A 16,945-nucleotide genomic window follows, 5' to 3' on the forward strand; every position below is an offset into this window, starting at 1 on the left:
ATTTTTTGATTGACAAAAAGCAAGATTTATAGTAAACAAGCTCAAAAAAGGTGTTAAACTCATCTGGCTCGGAGAATCACCCAGCCGGAAACAAAAGGTTACAATCAAAAATACATTCTATTTCGATAACAATACAGTTTATCGCTTGAACTCCTCAGTGCCAAATAACAACACCTCAACTCAATCCTTTCAATTTGACTCAATTGACAGCGCCCTCGCAGACCTGAAAGCAGGTCGGATGCTGGTAGTAGTCGATGACGAGAACCGCGAAAACGAAGGCGACGTGATTTGTGCCGCCCAATTCGCCACCCCTGACAACATCAATTTTATGGCAGTGAACGCCCGGGGTTTGATTTGTCTGGCCTTAAGCGGCGAAAGGCTCGATCGCCTCGAACTGCCCCTGATGGTCAGCAAAAACACCGACAAGAACCAAACTGCCTTTACCGTCAGCATCGATGCAGTCAACGGCGTCAGTACCGGCATCTCCGCCGAAGACAGGGCCCGCACCATCCAAGTAGCCATCCACCCGGATACCAAACCTCAAGACTTGCGCCGTCCCGGTCACATTTTCCCGCTGCGGGCGATCGACGGTGGCGTCCTCAAACGCGCCGGTCACACCGAGGCCTCCGTTGACCTCGCCAGACTCGCCGGCCTCTATCCCAGCGGCGTCATCTGCGAAATTCAAAACCCCGACGGTTCCATGGCGAGGTTGCCGGAATTAATCGAATACGCCAAAACCCACAACCTCAAAATCATCAGCATTGCTGACTTAATTAGCTACCGACTGAAGCACGATCGATTTGTCCGCCGCGAAACAGTCGCCAAATTGCCCACTGAATTCGGCGAGTTTATGATTTACGCCTACCGCGACACTCAAGACAACTCAGAACACGTTGCCATTGTCAAGGGCGACCCGGCAGAATTTAAAGACAAACCCGTGATGGTGCGGGTGCATTCGGAATGTCTGACCGGAGATGCTTTGGGCTCCTTGCGCTGCGACTGTCGGATGCAACTGCAAGCGGCACTGAAAATGATCGAAAATGCCGGTTGCGGCGTCATAGTTTACTTGCGCCAAGAAGGTCGGGGCATTGGATTGGTGAATAAACTAAAAGCTTACTCGCTGCAAGACATCGGATACGATACCGTAGAAGCTAACGAGCGGCTGGGATTTCCCGCCGACTTGCGGAACTACGGCGTTGGAGCACAAATGCTTAACGATTTGGGAGTGAAAAAAATTCGGTTGATTACCAACAACCCGCGCAAAATTGCCGGTTTGAAAGGTTACGGCATTGAAGTAGCCGATCGCGTCCCCTTACTCATTGAAGCCACAGATTACAACTCGATCTATCTGGCAACCAAAGCCGAAAAACTCGGTCATATGCTGCTGCAAACTTATTTAGTCACAGTGGCGATTCAGTGGAACGAAACGAAGGAAGAAGGAAGAAGGAAGAAGGAAGAAGGAAGAAGGAAGAAGGAAGAAGGAAGAGGTTCGGGGGAAGAAGGAAGAGGTTCGGGGGAAGAAGGAAAAGAGGAAGATTCTGCCATTCAAAATCGGTACGAACACCTCGAAAAACTGCGGCATTTGGCGGCAAAACACGATTTATTGCTGAAAGAAGAAGCCCGACCGGTGGGTATAGCCCTGTTCGGAGAAGGCTCCACGATCTTTCACCTTGGCTTCGATCAAGCCGGACTCGCCGCCCCCGACTGGTACTCGGACCAAAATCATCCTTACGTCAGGGCGATCGTCCAAATTCTCGACTCGATCAGCACAGATCCCGACTTGCAAACATTAGAATTCATGGTTTCCTCCGGCGCAGATCCGCTCAAAATCCTGCAAGTCCAGCTCGATCGCGAAAGCTTCCCCCTGGGACAAGTCGCGTCCGCGTGTACAAAGCTTCAACCTCAAAAAATCTATAGTTTTTCCCCTATTCCCGATTCTGCCCTCGGAATGTCAAGCTAGGGTCAAGAATAGAAAGGGCAAATCGACATGGAAATGAACGTTGGTGACTTTTTGCACCGGCTCGACCTCAGGGGACAACCGCTTAAAGGCACCAACCTCGGCGGTGCGGAACTCCGGGGAGCCAACCTCAGGGGAACAGACCTCCGAGAAACCAATCTCAGCGACGCAATTCTCAGGTATGCAGATCTGATCGAAGCAGATCTCACCCGCGCCAATCTCAGCGGTGCGGATTTAGCTGAGTCGTTTCTGAATTTAGCTAACCTCACCAGAACCGATTTGACAGGTGCTTTCCTCCGAGAAGCTACTTTGGTAGGAGCGGAACTCACGGGAGCCAACCTCAAACAAGCAAGTTTGATCAAGGCCAATTTAGTTGGAGCAAATCTCCAACAAGCCAACTTAACCAGAGCCAATCTCAGCGGAGCAGATTTGCGCGGTTCTCAGATGACTGGCGCTATTTTAGAGAAGACAGTCTACAACAACCGGACTATCTTTCCCGAAGAGATTGACCCCGCTGCAATGGGAGCAATTTTGTTAGCTCCCAATGCCTCGCTCCCGGGATTAAATCTGGCTATGGTAGATTTGACCGGAGCCGATTTAAAAGGAGCCGATTTGCGGCGGACAAACTTATATAAAGCTATTTTATTTGGAGCGAAACTCGATCGGGCAAACTTAGCAGGAGCCAACCTCAGCGCAGCGGACTTGAGGGAAGCCAGTCTCAGCGGCGTCATTTTAGAAAAAGCTGTTTACAGCAACCAAACATTGTTTTCAGAAGGTATTGACCCCCGTCTGGGCGGAGCTTATTTAATTGCTCCCAATGTATCGCTGCAAGGGGTAAACTTAACCGGAGCCGACTTAAACGGGTCAGATTTAAGCGGAGCTAATTTGAGCGCTTCTAACTTGAGTTCGGTCAATCTCAAAAATGTAGACCTCAGTAAAGCTAGCTTAAAAAAAGCTTACCTCAAAGGTGCAAACTTGGAGGGAACAGACTTGAGAGGAGCCGATCTAAGCGGCGCAATTTTGCACCAAGTAAACTTGAGTTCTTCTGACCTCCGGGGTGTAGACTTAACAAGGGCCGACCTCAGCGGCGCTAATTTGAGCGATGCAGATTTGAGGGAAACAGATTTCACCGGAGCTACTTTGCTGTTCGCTAACTTGAGCGGCGCCGACTTGAGAGGTGTAGACTTGACAAAAGCTGACCTCAGCGGCGCGAAGTTAAACGAAGCCGATCTCAGAAAAGCAGATTTGATGAGAGTAAATTTGGAGGGAGCCGATTTAACTGAGGTAGACTTGAGCGATGCTCATTTATTCCGAGTTAATCTCAGAGGTGCTAACCTGAAAGGTGCTAACCTGAAGGGCGCAAGTTTGAAAGGGGTATCTTTGACCGATGCTTATTTGAGCGAAACGGATTTGACCGATGTAGAGCTGAATCCGAGTTTCTTTGAACTGCCATTAGAATCGGAATGGTAATTAGTCATCAGTCATTAGTCATCAGTCATCAGTCATTAGTCATTAGTCAGCAGTTATTAGCCGTTAGCAGCTAACAACGAAGTAGGAGCAAGACTGCGGACTAATAACATCAGGTAACAACTAACAACTGTAGAATAAAGACTGCGGACTAATAACATCAGCTAATGACCAATAACCAATGACTACTGACTAATAACTAATAACCAATGACTAATGACCAATGACTACTGACTAATGACTACTGACTAATAACCAATGACTAATGACTAATGATTAATGACAAACCGTTAGGCTCTGTTATTCAAGGTTCCCTCAGCAAGGGATTAGAAGTGCGGCTGCACGCCGATGTTTCGGTGGAAGATATGAGGGTGGGGAAATTTTTAGTAGTGCGGGGGGTACGATCGCACTTTTTCTGTATGCTCACCGACGTGTCCCTCGGAACATCCAGCACTCGGATTTTATCCAACCCTCCCAACCCCAACGACGATTTTCTCCTCGCAGTCCTCGCCGGTAGCAGCACCTACGGTACGATCGAGCTTGCGCCCATGTTGATGCTGACTGCGGAAAAAGAAAAATCTCAAGCCATCTTCAATCCCACAGGTAACGGAGTCCCCGATAAAAAGCTGGCCTTGGGAAATTTGGGTTCATTTGAGCCGCAAAGTGGCGCCGATATGGAATTGCTGCCGGTGAAAACGATTCCCAGCCACTTTTCCCAGGTGTTTGATGCCAAAGAAACCGATTTTAGGGCGGTTTTTGGCTGGGAAGATGACCCGTACCGCCGCAATTTTGCGATCGGCAAACCGATTGACATGGACGTTGCCGTGTGCTTGGATTTAGACAGATTTGTGGAACGCAGCAACGGAGTTTTTGGTAAGTCGGGAACCGGAAAATCTTTTCTGACGCGCTTGCTGCTGTCGGGAATTATTCGCAAGCAAGCTGCTGTCAATCTAATTTTTGATATGCACTCGGAGTACGGGTGGGAAGCTGTTTCGGAAGGAAAACAATTTAGCACTGTTAAAGGTTTGCGGCAGTTGTTTCCCGATAAAATGCAGATTTATACTCTCGATCCAGAATCGACAAAACGCCGGGGAGTTCGCGACGCTCAAGAGTTGTTTTTGAGTTTCGAGGAAATTGAAGTGGAAGATATCTCGCTGGTGCAGCGCGAGTTGAATTTGTCGGAAGCTAGTATCGAAAATGCAATTATTTTACGCAATGAGTTGGGCAAGGGTTGGATCAATAAGTTGCTGGACATGACTAACGAAGATATTCAAAATTTTTGCGAAGAAAAGCGGGGAAATAAGTCTTCGATTATGGCTTTGCAGCGCAAATTAGAGCGTTTGAACGATCTAAAATACATTCGCAAACGCTGTCCTAAAAATTATGTAACTGAGGTTTTGCAGTGTTTGGATGCGGGTAAAAATGTAGTAATTGAGTTCGGTTCGCACTCGGATTTGCTGTCCTATATGTTGGCTGCAAATGTGATTACTCGCCGCATTCACGGAGCTTACGTGAAGAAAGCTGACAAGTTTTTGCAGAGTAAAAATCCGTGCGAAAAGCCGCAACCGTTAGTGATTACCATTGAGGAAGCCCACCGCTTTCTCGATCCGGCGATCGTGCGATCGACTATTTTCGGCACCATCGCCCGCGAAATGCGAAAATACTTCGTAACCCTGCTGATTGTAGACCAGCGTCCCTCCGGTATCGACGGCGAGGTGATGTCGCAAGTCGGCACGCGGATTACAGCTTTGCTAAACGACGATAAAGACATCGATGCTATCTTTACGGGTGTTTCGGGAGGGCAGAGTTTGCGATCGGTTTTGGCCAAACTCGACTCGAAACAGCAAGCATTAGTTTTGGGGCACGCCGTACCGATGCCGGTAGTTGTGCAGACTCGTCCCTATGACGAGCAATTTTACAGGGAAATTGGGGATATTGATTGGCAAGAAATGCCCGACGCAGAGGTATTTGCAGAGGCAGAATCTGCTAAAATGGATTTGGGATTTTAGATGAGACAAGATTGCTTTCCTGCGCTTTCCAATCAGAAAATAATCTGCGTTTATCCGTGTTTATCTTCCTTGCATCTGCGGCCCGGCGATTTTAGATTTTAGATTGGCGGATTGGCGGATTGAAGATTGGCGGATTGAAGATTGAAGATTGTCATGCACGTCAACTCTTCCTTCTTCCTTCTTCCTTCTTCCTTCTTCCTTCTTGACAACTGTCAACTGAATGAAGCAAGGGCTTTTGCCCTCACACCCCTCACCCCTCATCCCTAACTCCATAAAATTTGGATAAGGTGAAATATTGTTCAGTCGATCGGCAAAATTTAACTCAAATAGCCCAATATCCCGCTCTTAATATATCTTTACTCACTGACAGCAGAAGTTGATTAGCATATTTGAATAAAAATGTCAAGAAATATTTTAAACAGTAATTTGCAGCGAATACGGCGATCGAGTTCGGTTATCTCGCATCGCAGCATCTAGGCAGCGAGAAAAATTCAAGCGATGATAGAAGAGAGAGCAAAACAAAGCCCTCGAATTGCATGAGTCTGTTTGCATGAGCGTGTTTGCATGAGTATTGTGAAGCTGAGTTGCAGTTAAAACTAGCAGGGAATTGAAAATCTTAAGGAAAAATGTAGAATCTTTACCTTAAGACAGAGGTTTTTACCCTTTACGATCCTCAAAATTGGAAATAGTATTGAGAAAAGTAAACTCTTGCTTCACTTCGCCTTAAACTAGCCGTTAAAGCTAGCGAGCTACGGAAAATCGACGGGGATTACTGGAAAATCAAGCATAAAAGTAATCCAATACAACAAGCTTCTACCGATCGTCACCGATAAACAGGAGGGGTAACATCCCCCCTGTCGCAGTCTTTATCCCACTTTTACAAGTGGGACAGGGTATCACCAACTTTTTATCTGTTGTTACAAGGAGTGCAATACTCACCCATGTCCACTACAACCCCCAAAACCAAAACAGTGAAAGCCGATCGCATGGGCAGCCGGCCATACTCCTCAACGGATACGGTTCGTACCTATCTGCACGAGATCGGTCGAGTACCCCTGCTAACCCGAGAAGAAGAGATTGTTTTCGGGAAACAGGTACAGCAAATGATGAAATTAATCGAAGCAAAACAAGCGCTTGCTAAAGAATGGCAGCGAGATCTGACGAATGAAGAGTGGGCTGCCGAAATGGAGTTGACCGAAGCCGAACTGAACCGGATCTTGCAGTTAGGGCGGCGCGCCAAGCAAAAGATGATTGAAGCGAATTTGCGCCTAGTAGTCGCGATCGCCAAAAAATACCAGAAACGCAATATGGAATTCTTGGATTTAATTCAAGAAGGCACCCTCGGTTTAGAACGGGGAGTCGAAAAATTTGACCCGATGCGGGGATACAAATTTTCTACCTATGCCTACTGGTGGATCCGCCAAGCAATCACTCGCGCGATCGCCCAACACGCCCGCACCATTCGATTGCCAATTCACATCACCGAAAAACTCAATAAAATCAAAAAAGTGCAGCGGGAACTCACCCAGCAGTTGGGCCGTTCTCCCTCGCCTGCGGAAATTGCCGCCGCCTTGGAACTGCACCCTTCCCAAATTCGGGAATACCTGCTGATGGCAAGACATCCAGTTTCTTTGGACTTGCGCGTAGGAGATAACCAAGATACCGAACTGCAAGAACTCTTAGAAGATGAAACAGCATCTCCAGACAACTACATTACTTCGGAATTGCTGCGGCAAGACCTCGATACTTTAATATCGGAACTTACCCCCCAGCAACGAGATGTGATTGTTCTGCGCTTCGGTTTGGAAGACGGCACCGAAATGTCTCTGGCCAAAGTCGGAGAAAGGCTGAATCTCAGCCGCGAACGGGTGCGACAGCTAGAACATCAAGCCCTCGCCCACCTGCGGCGGCGCCAGTCTCAAGTCCGAGAATACTTGGCTAGTTAGTCAGTAAAAGAGTTGAGATTTTCCCTAAGTCTCAACTCTTTTTTTGTGCAGGCGCCTTTGGGAAGGATACTTTTATAGCAATTTTCAAGTGATATCATGTCCGGTCGATTGACCGCAATAACTAAGGTTCGTAGTGCGGACTTCAGTCCGCAGCCAGAAAGCGGACTGAAGTCCGCACTACTAACCGTTTTTGTGTTAGTAGTGCGGACTTCAGTCCGCAGCCAGAAAGCGGACTGAAGTCCGCACTACGAACCTTTTTTGTGATGGTAATCAACTGGACATGATATCAGTGAGGTACAAATATTAATGGGTAATTGGTAGGCTGACAAGTACCTCACGAGATTTGAAAAGCGCTATATTTAAGATGTCGATCGCACTTTCTGGAGCGATCGCAATTTATCAAAACTAATCTGAGATTTGAATTTAGGAACCGGGCGGGCGATCGCTCCTCAAGTTAATATTTAGCGCCCGCCCAAATACCCGGTTTCTGTACGAGCTTTTTGAAACTGGTACAAGAGGCGCTGCGCTGCAGCTATTTGAAATTTTGGGGCAAGCAAGTGGTTTTAACTTATTTAATCGTATTCGCAAGCAGTTTAGAGGCGATCGCCCTTGCTCTCTCGCCCGGTAACTTCCGCATCAAACTTCCCCTAGGCGAGGCACAGCAATCGGACATCAAATCCGGCATTTTCACCTCCCAATCCCCCCCAAATGCTGCGCCAGATACCGCTAGCACAGGTTTAGCAGACGGTATTTACCTCTACGGCCAGTCGAGCCAGCCCGATCGAATTAAAAAAGAATATTTTGTATTTGAAATGCGGCAGAGTAAAGTAGTCGGCGCTTTTTACCTGCCTCGGTCTGCTTTTTACTGTTTTTACGGCACTGCGGAGCGAACTCAGTTAAATTTAACAGTAGTGGACACTTACGACGGCAGTCGCTCTCCCTATTCCGTAAACCTGCAACAGTATCACCCTATTTCGGCCGTCAGCGACAACGATCGGCGCATTTTGGGTATTTGCAAGGAAGCTCACAAACAGCAGGTATGGGGAAACTAATACCATTTTCGATTTTCGATTGCAGATTAAAGAATTGGGAATGACTTACTGCATAAGAGTTTGGAGTTTCCCTAGAGTTGCATTGATTTGTGAAAATCGTACAACCAATACCTACTGATTTTCTTGGTTTCTTGGGTATAGTAAAGCGAAACAAAAACCTATTTGTTCGGTAGGAGTGCCTCAACCCAACCTAATTTATGAAATAATTTTCCCCTTGGGCGAAAATCTTGTTTAACAAAAAACTAACTCTCCTTCCCATGCCTGAAGTCACCGGATGTTACCTGTATACTTTTTAACAAGGCAGCAGTAGAGTGCGTCACACAAAAAACTGGAAATATCCGAGAAAATGTGAGGCTGCGGGACGCCCTACAAAACTCCCTCCCGGCAGACTGGCGCGGCCCTAGCAGCCAGGATTCAGGAAACAGCAGTAAAATTGCTCCTGAGTTGAGAATTTTGGACGGACATCACATACACGGCAAGATGAAACTGCGTCGCAAAACACTATCAATAGTTGGCATTACCATCGCTGGACTGACTGGCATTCTGTATGCCACCTCCTCCAGCATCCTTTTGGGCAGCCTTGTCAAAGCAGAGGAACAAGAAGCCACACAGGTTGTGAAGGGAGTGCTCAGCGTGTTCGGGCAAACCGCAGATGACTTCAACTCGCGCTTTGCCGACTGGTCTGCCTGGGATGACACCTACGCTTTTATCCAAAACCGCAACTCAGAATTCATTGCCTCCAATTTAGTTCCAGAAGGGCTGAATAATTTGAGAGTTAATCTAGCCATATTTGTCAATACTTCTGGCAAAATAGTTTACGGTACGGGTTTAGACAGCGAAAAAATGAAACTAACGCCTGTTCCATCCGCATTAAAAGAGCATATTTCTCTGGGCGACCCGCTGTTGCAGCACCCCAACGCCAACAGTAGCCTTGCTGGTATCCTGCTTCTGCCTTCGGGGCCGATACTGATTACTTCCCGGCCAATTGTCACTACAAAAAACACCGGCCCGATCCGAGGTACGCTGGTATTCGGGCGCAATTTCGATGCTGCGGGCATTGCGAAGCTGTCTAAAATTACTCGCTTGCCGCTGATTGTACACAGTATTAATGAGCCTCATTTACCCGCTGATTTTCTGAAAGCGCGGCACAAACTGTCGGCAAAAAAACCGATTTTCGTGCGTCCTGTCAGCGAAGATTTGATGGCGGGTTATGCTTTGATCCGGGATATTTACGATCGACCGGCGCTGCTGCTGCGGGTGGATATGCCCAGAGAAATATACCACCAAGGTCAAACCAGCTTAATGTATCTGCTGGTGTCTGTCGGGTTAGCGGGAATCGGGTTTATCGGCTGCACTCTGCTGCTGATTGAGCGTTTGGTGCTGTCTCGGTTGAGCAGTTTGGCGAAAGCAGTGAACCGCGTCAGCAGCAGCCAAGACCTCTCAGTGCGTCTGCCGGTAAGGGGCGCAGACGAGTTGGCAGACCTTGCTCATACTATCAACGGAATGCTGTCGGCGCTGGCGATCGCCGACAGCGAACAACTCGAAGAAAAAGCCCGTTACCAAGCCGTAGTCGAGCAAGCTACAGACTGCATTTTCCTGTGGGACGCTCAAACCAAACGCATTTTAGAAGCCAATACAGCCTTTACAAACTTGCTCGATTACAGTCTTGATGCGATTTCGCAACTGACTGTTTACGATATCGTCGCCTATTCCAAAGACCTAGTTGAGAGAAATATCCAGTTCCTGCTAAGGGAGAAACAATTAAGAATTGGCGAAGTTCTCTACCTGCGCCGAGATGGTTCCTGCGTGGACGTGGAAGTAAGCGCCAGCCTGATTTCCTACGGAGGCCGCGAGATTATTTGCACAGTTGTCCGCGACATTACCGAGCGCAAGCAAGCCGAAGCCGAACTCCGAGCCTCGGAAGAACGCTACAGACTTTTGTTTAAAAATAACCCCCATCCGATGTGGGTTTACGATTTAGAAACTCTGGAATTTATAGCCGTCAATCAGGCTGCTATCGAGCACTACGGCTACACTCGCGACGAATTTCTCAACATGACCGTTGCGGATATTCATCCGCCCCAAAAAATGCCGAGATTGCTAGAAAATATATCCGAAGTAGATGCCAGTATTGATTTGGCCTGTGTGTGGCAGCACCAGACAAAAAACGGCACAATTATTGATGTTGAAATTACTTCTTATGCCCTGATATTTGATAGCAGAAATGCTGAATTAGTGATGGCTCACGACGTAACCGACCGCTTGCAAGCCGAGGCAGAACTTTACAATGCAAAGGAAGCCGCCGAAGCAGCTAATTTGGCTAAAAGTCAGTTTTTGGCCAACATGAGCCACGAACTGCGAACTCCTCTGAATGCGATTATCGGTTACAGCGAAATTCTGCAAGAAGATGCTTTAGATATTGGCGAAGAAGACTTTGTGTCGGATTTGGAAAGAATTCACAGTGCCGGCAACCATTTGCTCGGATTGATTAATGATATTCTGGATTTGTCGAAGATTGAAGCCGGTCACGCGGAACTTGAATTAGAAACTTTTGACGTATTCGAGGCAATTAAAGATGTAGTAAGAACTGTTGAGCCGTTATTTTTTAGAAACAACAATCGCCTGAATGTTGAATGCGATCCTAATATTGGCCAATTGCATTCCGATAAAACTAAGTTAACTCAAATTTTATTTAATTTGCTCAGCAATGCAGCGAAGTTTACTCAGCAAGGGATTGTTACACTCAGCGTTAAAAAAAATCAAAATGACGAGAATAGTTGGGATGTTGAAGAGTTAATTTTTAATTGTACTGATACGGGGATTGGGATGACTCCCCAACAGCTAGAAAAATTATTTCAACCTTTTACGCAAGCTGATGCTTCGACTACCCGCAAGTACGGAGGTACGGGTTTGGGTTTGGCAATAGCGCAGAAATATTCTCAGATGCTGGGGGGAGAAATTACTGTGAATAGCGAGTTGGGCAAGGGGTCAACTTTTACTCTCATGTTGCCGGCACAATTGTAATAAGTAGAAGGAAGAAGGAAGAAGGAAGAAGGAAGAAGGAAGAAGGAAGAAGGAAGAAGGAAGAAGGAAGAAGGAAGAAGGAAGAAGACATACACACTAAACTTGAGCGCGAGCCGTATTTTACGTTTAATTAAGTGGATTTACTTATAGCCCAATAGGCGATTGTTAGCGCTCTCAAATGAATTTTATGTCACGATTTTATGGGGAATACAAGCCGTTAATTGCCAGTAGGGCAACGGCACTGCCCATAGGTGTCAACTTAACCCTAGGGCGTTGCTGATTGACGGTATGAAAGGCTAAATATGCCAATCATAGAAACCAGTATCGACAAAGCTTGGGGATTTTCAACTTAGTTTTTTCATACCCTGATTAAGCAACGCCAACCCTAGAACCCTTTGTAATCTCTCGTTTACCGCCGAGGGCAGATCCCCCTTAAGAAGGGGGACTTCGATCACTTCCGGTTCCCCCTTTTTTAAGGGGGGGCTAGGGGGGATCAGGCCTTAATCATCAGACAGAAGACCGGTGCTAATACCATTTTTCTAAAATCGTGCAACACTCTTCGACCCCCCCTAGCCCCCCCCTTACAAAGGGGGGGAACAAGAATACTGTTGCATTCTTTTTTAAAATTGGTATAAATTTGACCGGGTTGTTGACACTCCGAAAGGCACGGCGCCGTGTCCTGACTTCGCGTTCATTTAACAGCATTTGGCATCATTAGAGACCCAAAATGCTCGTGCTACTTCGCATCAGCGGGGATCAAAACTTTGTCAATTACGTGAATAACGCCGTTGCTAGCTTTGATATCAGCTTTCACAACATTAGCGCCGCTAACAGTAACTTTGCCTGCGGCAACTGCCACTTTCAGCGAGGCGCCTTCAACGCTTTTAACATCGCCGGATTTGAGGCTGCTAGATAAAACAGCACCAGGAACAACGTGGTAAGTTAAAACCTTAACAAGTTTGGCTTTGTTGGCTGGTTTGAGCAAATCATCCAAAGTTGCTTTTGGCACGGCAGCAAATGCCGCGTCTGTCGGTGCAAAAACAGTGAAAGGGCCTTTTCCTTGGAGAGTTGTAACTAAACCTGCGGCTGTCAAGGCTTTAGTCAATGTCTTAAATTGAGCGTCGCCAGATGCAATAGCGACAATATCCTTAGTAGCGGCTGTTGGTGCTGGTGAAGTGGTTGATTTCGGTGAGGCTGTTGGTGCTGGTGAAGCAGCGATTTTCACATTTTCTGCAACTTGTTGAGTTGGAGTTGCATTGCTAACAGTTGTGTTGGAGTTGATGTGAGCCCAAGCGGGGAAACCAATTAACGCGCTAGCGCCGATTACTCCTGCGAAACCTGTGAGTTGTTTCATCCAGTTAGGTAAATTTTGATTTTTCATTGCGCTTGCTTTTCCTTATGACAATAAAACAGTGAACGTGAATTCTTATGTTAGCGAAATTTCCGCAAAAGGTAAGTTTGCCAAAGGCAGTCGGTAGAGATAAAATGAGCTGGGATTGTCTATCGACCAAAACTCCCTTACTATAGCGCAAGCTCAGGGGAAAAGAAATTTAACCGCTAAATCTGTAACTCAAAACCTCAATCACCGAACCGGTTTGCGGTAAGTCAGCAGATTTAATCGCAATCGTGTCGTTATTCGATCGGCGTATCGATGTACCATCCATTAGGGCCAAGAATTCATCTAGCGGCACCAAATCGCACGCAGCAGCATCGGCGGCTTGGGTTTTGAAGTGTGTGGGAATCACCATTTTCGGTTTGAGAAGTTGCACAGTTTGCTTCGCTTCCGCCGGAGTGTAAGCTTTCGGTCCTCCGCCGACGGGAATTAGCAAAATATCCGGCCGCCCGATTAAGATTTGTTCTTCAATGCCGATCGGGCCAGCGACTCCACCCAAGTGTAAAATCTTAACACCGGCTTGCTGCCACAACCAAGCCACATTCACCCCAAATCGCCTTCCTCCCTCACGGTCTTTTTGTGTGCGAATGCCTTGAATCCTGAGCCCGTTAGACCTATAAGCCCCAGGCTCGTACAAAAGGCCGGGATTGCCCGAAAATCCGTCTACCGCCCCTTCATCGAGCAATCTGCTGCTAATCAGAATCAAATCTGTGGGCACTTTAGGAGAACGGTAGCCTGCCGTACAGCCCAGGGGGCGAAAAGGATTCACCAGCACCCTCGCACCGCCACCGGCGAACAAGAAGCAAGTGTGGCCCAACCACTGAACGGCCAAAGAATCAGCAGTTTGAGCTTGATAGCTTTCCCATCCAGATGGTAAACCAGTCGCTAAAGCTGCTAGCAAACCCGTCTGTGCGTAACGTATTAATTGTCGCCGTTTCATCTTGTGGTTGCGGTTATCGGGTGTTGGTCGTCTGTTGTTATATCATGTCCGGTCGATTACGATAACAAAAAGGTTCGTAGTGCGGACTTCAGTCCGCAGCCTGAGAGCGGACTGAAGTCCGCACTACGAACCTTAATTATTGCGGTCTATAGACCGGACATGGTATCATACCATAAAATTTCCAAAAGTGCGAAATGTGCGATCGAGTTTTAAGGTAAGGTGCGTACTGCGTACTCTACAAATCCAGAGAAACTCAACTAAGCAAATCCACTTGATTAAACGTAAAATACGGCTCGCGTTCAAGTTGAGTGTGTATAGCCTTTCTCAAAAAGATGAGGTATTACTGACAGCTTAATACAACCACTAAACGTATTGGGTTGGGGTTCAACAACGTCTGCGAATATGAGAGATCGATCCGCTATATGTCTTTTTCCGACTTCCATTTCTCGACTTCCATTTGTCTTCTTCCGACTTCCATTTCTCGACTTCCATCCGTTACATCCGTTACATCCGTCGAGCGAATCCGTTGCCGAATTTCCTTCTTCCTTCAACTTAAAGCCGTTCCAAAAAATTCCGCAATAACTGTTTCCCCGAAGCAGTCAAAATACTTTCCGGGTGAAACTGTACGCCTTCAATATGCGGATATTCCCGATGCCGCACGCCCATAATCGTGCCATCTTCCACCCAAGCGGTAACTTCCAAAACTTCTGGACAACTCTCTTTTTCAATTACCAAACTGTGATAGCGAGTCGCCAGCATCGGCGATTCTACACCTACAAAAACTCCGACTCCTGCGTGTTCTACCTGAGAAGTTTTGCCGTGCATCAATACCGGTGCGGAAACTATTTTGCCGCCGAATACTTGACCGATACTTTGATGTCCGAGACACACGCCTAAAATTGGTAGAGTCGGCCCCAATTCTTCGATCAATTTCAGAGAAATGCCTGCATCTTCCGGCCGCCCTGGGCCTGGAGAAATTACTACTGCTGCGGGCTGCAACCGGCGAAGGTCTGCTAAGGAAATTTGGTCGTTGCGGTAGACTTGGACTTCTTTTGCTACGGGCAACTCAGCACCTAGTTCTCCTAGATACTGTACCAAATTGTATGTAAAACTGTCGTAGTTATCGATGACTATAATCACGGGTTAAGTTGGATTTTAGGTTTGAGATTTTAGATTTTAGATTGACTCGCTGCCTGAATGCAAGAGTTTGAAGATTTTAGATAGATGCCCGAGATTAAAATAGCTGCAATATGTAGGAATAAAACTAAAAATCTCAAATTGGTCATCTAAAACCTAAAATTTAGCTTGCCCAATAAGTTTACTAACGGACGATCGCAATTTGAACAACTACCCACAACGGAGGAAGCAGTAGTGCAGCAGCGACTATCGCCGCAGCCATTGCGGATACCAAAACGGCTCCGGCAGCGCAGTCTTTGGCAATTTTGGCAAGTTCGTGGTAAGATTGCCCGACGGTCAAGTCTACCACTGATTCGATGGCCGTATTCAACAATTCCATTGCTAAAACTATACCAATTGTGACGCCGATCACTGATATTTCTACAGGTTTGAGGTGCAAAAATAGTCCTAGTCCGATCGCCAAAGTTCCTATAACAGTGTGAATGCGAAAATTGCGCTGAGTTTCAAAAGCGTAGGTTAGCCCACCCCAAGCGTATCTAAAACTTGTAGCTAAACTAGATGCGATTTTCCAGGAAAGCTCTCGCTTGTATTTCAAGGCTTTTTTAGGCTCGTGGACTGTAGGCATGGCAGAATCGGGAGGCACGATCGCAAACGGTGGGATGTTTGATGAAATTGACGGTTGATCTAGTGTCATAAACAACCAACTTTAAGTTACAGAGATTAACGAAAGCTAGACTTTGAAAATTTCCTTCATTAAGTCTAGTTAACTTTCCTAAGTTTTTACTAAAGTTTTGGTATGATTTCAGAAAGTTATGTTTGGCTTGACATGATTGGTTAAGTCACCATCAAGGTCAGTTATGGTGTTTGGATCTCAAGTCCGATCGCGCGCAGCAGTGTTTCTTGTCGATCGAGCATTTGAGTCAAACTCTCGTCATCCGGGTGATCCCAGCCCAAAAGATGTAGAAAACCGTGGGATGCGAGCCAAGCTAGTTCAGTCTTTAGGGGATGTCCTTGCTGCTGGGCTTGTCGCTGCGCTGTATCGATCGAAATTACGATATCACCCAAGTATAAAGGTTCCGATGACTGGATTTCCTCTAGCTGAGGACAGTCTACCTCTAAAGCTGCGAAAGCTAGGACATCGGTCGATCGATCTTGTTGGCGGTACTGGGCGTTGAGGGCTTGGATATCAGCATCGGCGGTTAAACGCAGGCTGACTTCGTAGCCGGGGGCCTCTGGCACATCTGCTTCCTGGTTTTCCAGCCAAACGCTAAACCAATTTTCCCAGGTTTCGGCGGCAATCTCCCCGCTGGGTTGATTTTCCCGGAGGTTGTCAGCGTCGGGGAGCCCGTAACAGTCTTCGACGTTCACCTCAATTATCATTTTTGGGTTCTTTTGTCAAGGGAAGTATTGAATTTTTTACAATTTGAAATTGGGCGGGCTAATCGAGTGTGTGCTTTTAGCAGGCAGATTACAATAATCTGTTGAAGATTGCAACGGGTCAAGACTGCGATCGCATCAAACCCCCGGTATTTAACCCGCGCACCATCCGGGTTTTGCCTGTATCGACGCGAATTCTATTCGCCCGGTATTCTAAGAGTTGAAATAGCGATCGAGAAAAGCCAAACCGACGAGTACGCCCAAAAGTCCAGCCGCCGTCAAAGCAAAATGAAACAGAGAAGTCGCCCGCTTGCGAACCATATTTCGCATGGCCAGCTTGACATAACTCGGTGGAGGTGCATTGTTTGTCGGGGCGATCGGGGTTTCGGCGGCGGACTCTTCCGAGGCGGGAGTTGTGGAGGGAGGTTGACTCATAACGGTTAGTTTAGAAGGTTAACAGAGGGGCTGCTGAACACAGACTCGCCACGATGTTAGCAAAGATGTAACGTTTTGTGTAGGATTTTTTGAGAACTTACTCACCGATACTCAGAAACCGGGTTTTTTGCGAAAATACTCGCTACACATCGCAAAAACCCCGAAAAACCCGGTTTCTTAGCCCCCACAGCCAACTCAGAAACCGGGT

General features: G+C 47.0%; 13 protein-coding genes. 6 read left to right on the forward strand and 7 right to left on the reverse strand.

The window, feature by feature from the left end; translation table 11 throughout:
* Positions 1–157: 157 nt before the first annotated feature.
* From ribBA to JGK39_RS20990, 3 genes are all read left to right on the forward strand, one after another.
* A complete protein-coding gene (ribBA, locus tag JGK39_RS20980) occupies positions 158–1,960 on the forward strand; it encodes a bifunctional 3,4-dihydroxy-2-butanone-4-phosphate synthase/GTP cyclohydrolase II (protein WP_293260765.1) in 1,803 nt (600 codons plus the stop codon).
* A 33-nt stretch (positions 1,961–1,993) separates the two neighbouring features.
* Positions 1,994–3,427 carry a pentapeptide repeat-containing protein gene (locus JGK39_RS20985; RefSeq protein WP_293260767.1) on the forward strand — a complete coding sequence of 478 codons (1,434 nt, stop codon included), beginning with the start codon at positions 1,994–1,996 and terminating at the stop codon, positions 3,425–3,427.
* A 269-nt stretch (positions 3,428–3,696) separates the two neighbouring features.
* Positions 3,697–5,433 (forward strand): ATP-binding protein, encoded by a 1,737-nt coding sequence (locus JGK39_RS20990; RefSeq protein WP_293260769.1) that lies wholly within the window; start codon positions 3,697–3,699, stop codon positions 5,431–5,433.
* A gap of 60 nt (positions 5,434–5,493) precedes the next feature.
* On the opposite strand, the gene JGK39_RS20995 is transcribed toward JGK39_RS20990, so the two are convergent.
* Entirely contained in the window at positions 5,494–5,706 is a 213-nt protein-coding gene (locus tag JGK39_RS20995; protein ID WP_293260772.1) for a hypothetical protein, read from the reverse strand.
* A gap of 668 nt (positions 5,707–6,374) precedes the next feature.
* Here JGK39_RS20995 and JGK39_RS21000 point away from each other — a divergent pair.
* The 3 genes from JGK39_RS21000 to JGK39_RS21010 all read left to right on the forward strand — a co-directional run bounded on the left by JGK39_RS21000 (position 6,375) and on the right by JGK39_RS21010 (position 11,455).
* The gene (locus JGK39_RS21000; protein WP_293260774.1) at positions 6,375–7,379 is read left to right on the forward strand and encodes an RNA polymerase sigma factor, RpoD/SigA family; all 1,005 of its coding nucleotides are present in this window, start codon (positions 6,375–6,377) and stop codon (positions 7,377–7,379) included.
* A 500-nt stretch (positions 7,380–7,879) separates the two neighbouring features.
* Positions 7,880–8,431, forward strand: coding sequence for a hypothetical protein (locus tag JGK39_RS21005; RefSeq protein ID WP_293261499.1), 552 nt, complete (start codon positions 7,880–7,882; stop codon positions 8,429–8,431).
* A gap of 348 nt (positions 8,432–8,779) precedes the next feature.
* Positions 8,780–11,455 carry a CHASE4 domain-containing protein gene (locus JGK39_RS21010; protein ID WP_293261502.1) on the forward strand — a complete coding sequence of 892 codons (2,676 nt, stop codon included), beginning with the start codon at positions 8,780–8,782 and terminating at the stop codon, positions 11,453–11,455.
* Positions 11,456–12,191: 736 nt separating this feature from the next.
* Here the strand turns inward: JGK39_RS21010 and JGK39_RS21015 are convergent.
* The 6 genes from JGK39_RS21015 to JGK39_RS21040 form a co-directional block, all read right to left on the reverse strand.
* Positions 12,192–12,836, reverse strand: a complete 645-nt coding sequence (locus tag JGK39_RS21015) for a fasciclin domain-containing protein (protein WP_293261505.1) — start codon at positions 12,834–12,836, stop codon at positions 12,192–12,194.
* A 169-nt stretch (positions 12,837–13,005) separates the two neighbouring features.
* Complete coding sequence (locus JGK39_RS21020; protein ID WP_293261508.1) at positions 13,006–13,788, reverse strand: MBL fold metallo-hydrolase; 783 nt, start codon at positions 13,786–13,788, stop codon at positions 13,006–13,008.
* A 552-nt stretch (positions 13,789–14,340) separates the two neighbouring features.
* Complete coding sequence (locus JGK39_RS21025; RefSeq protein WP_293261511.1) at positions 14,341–14,928, reverse strand: aminodeoxychorismate/anthranilate synthase component II; 588 nt, start codon at positions 14,926–14,928, stop codon at positions 14,341–14,343.
* Between the two features lie 181 nt (positions 14,929–15,109).
* Positions 15,110–15,619, reverse strand: coding sequence for a diacylglycerol kinase family protein (locus JGK39_RS21030; protein ID WP_293261514.1), 510 nt, complete (start codon positions 15,617–15,619; stop codon positions 15,110–15,112).
* Between the two features lie 161 nt (positions 15,620–15,780).
* Positions 15,781–16,305: an rRNA maturation RNase YbeY gene (ybeY, locus tag JGK39_RS21035; RefSeq protein WP_293261517.1), complete on the reverse strand. Its 525-nt coding sequence runs from the start codon at positions 16,303–16,305 to the stop codon at positions 15,781–15,783.
* A 210-nt stretch (positions 16,306–16,515) separates the two neighbouring features.
* Positions 16,516–16,737 carry a DUF3285 domain-containing protein gene (locus JGK39_RS21040; RefSeq protein ID WP_293261520.1) on the reverse strand — a complete coding sequence of 74 codons (222 nt, stop codon included), beginning with the start codon at positions 16,735–16,737 and terminating at the stop codon, positions 16,516–16,518.
* Between the last annotated feature and the right edge of the window lie 208 nt (positions 16,738–16,945).

The sequence above is a fragment of the Microcoleus sp. PH2017_12_PCY_D_A genome, from assembly GCF_020738565.1.
Classification (GTDB): Bacteria; Cyanobacteriota; Cyanobacteriia; order Cyanobacteriales; family Microcoleaceae; genus Microcoleus.

Excerpts from the sequence above, each read along its gene's own strand:
- JGK39_RS20985 (WP_293260767.1), top strand. The coding sequence starts at position 1,994 with ATGAACGTTGGTGACTTTTTGCACCGGCTCGACCTCAGGGGACAACCG.
- JGK39_RS20990 (WP_293260769.1), top strand. The coding sequence starts at position 3,697 with ATGATTAATGACAAACCGTTAGGCTCTGTTATTCAAGGTTCCCTCAGC.
- JGK39_RS20995 (WP_293260772.1), bottom strand. The coding sequence starts at position 5,706 with ATGGAGTTAGGGATGAGGGGTGAGGGGTGTGAGGGCAAAAGCCCTTGC.
- JGK39_RS21000 (WP_293260774.1), top strand. The coding sequence starts at position 6,375 with ATGTCCACTACAACCCCCAAAACCAAAACAGTGAAAGCCGATCGCATG.
- JGK39_RS21015 (WP_293261505.1), bottom strand. The coding sequence starts at position 12,836 with ATGAAAAATCAAAATTTACCTAACTGGATGAAACAACTCACAGGTTTC.
- JGK39_RS21020 (WP_293261508.1), bottom strand. The coding sequence starts at position 13,788 with ATGAAACGGCGACAATTAATACGTTACGCACAGACGGGTTTGCTAGCA.
- JGK39_RS21030 (WP_293261514.1), bottom strand. The coding sequence starts at position 15,619 with ATGACACTAGATCAACCGTCAATTTCATCAAACATCCCACCGTTTGCG.
- ybeY (WP_293261517.1), bottom strand. The coding sequence starts at position 16,305 with ATGATAATTGAGGTGAACGTCGAAGACTGTTACGGGCTCCCCGACGCT.
- JGK39_RS21040 (WP_293261520.1), bottom strand. The coding sequence starts at position 16,737 with ATGAGTCAACCTCCCTCCACAACTCCCGCCTCGGAAGAGTCCGCCGCC.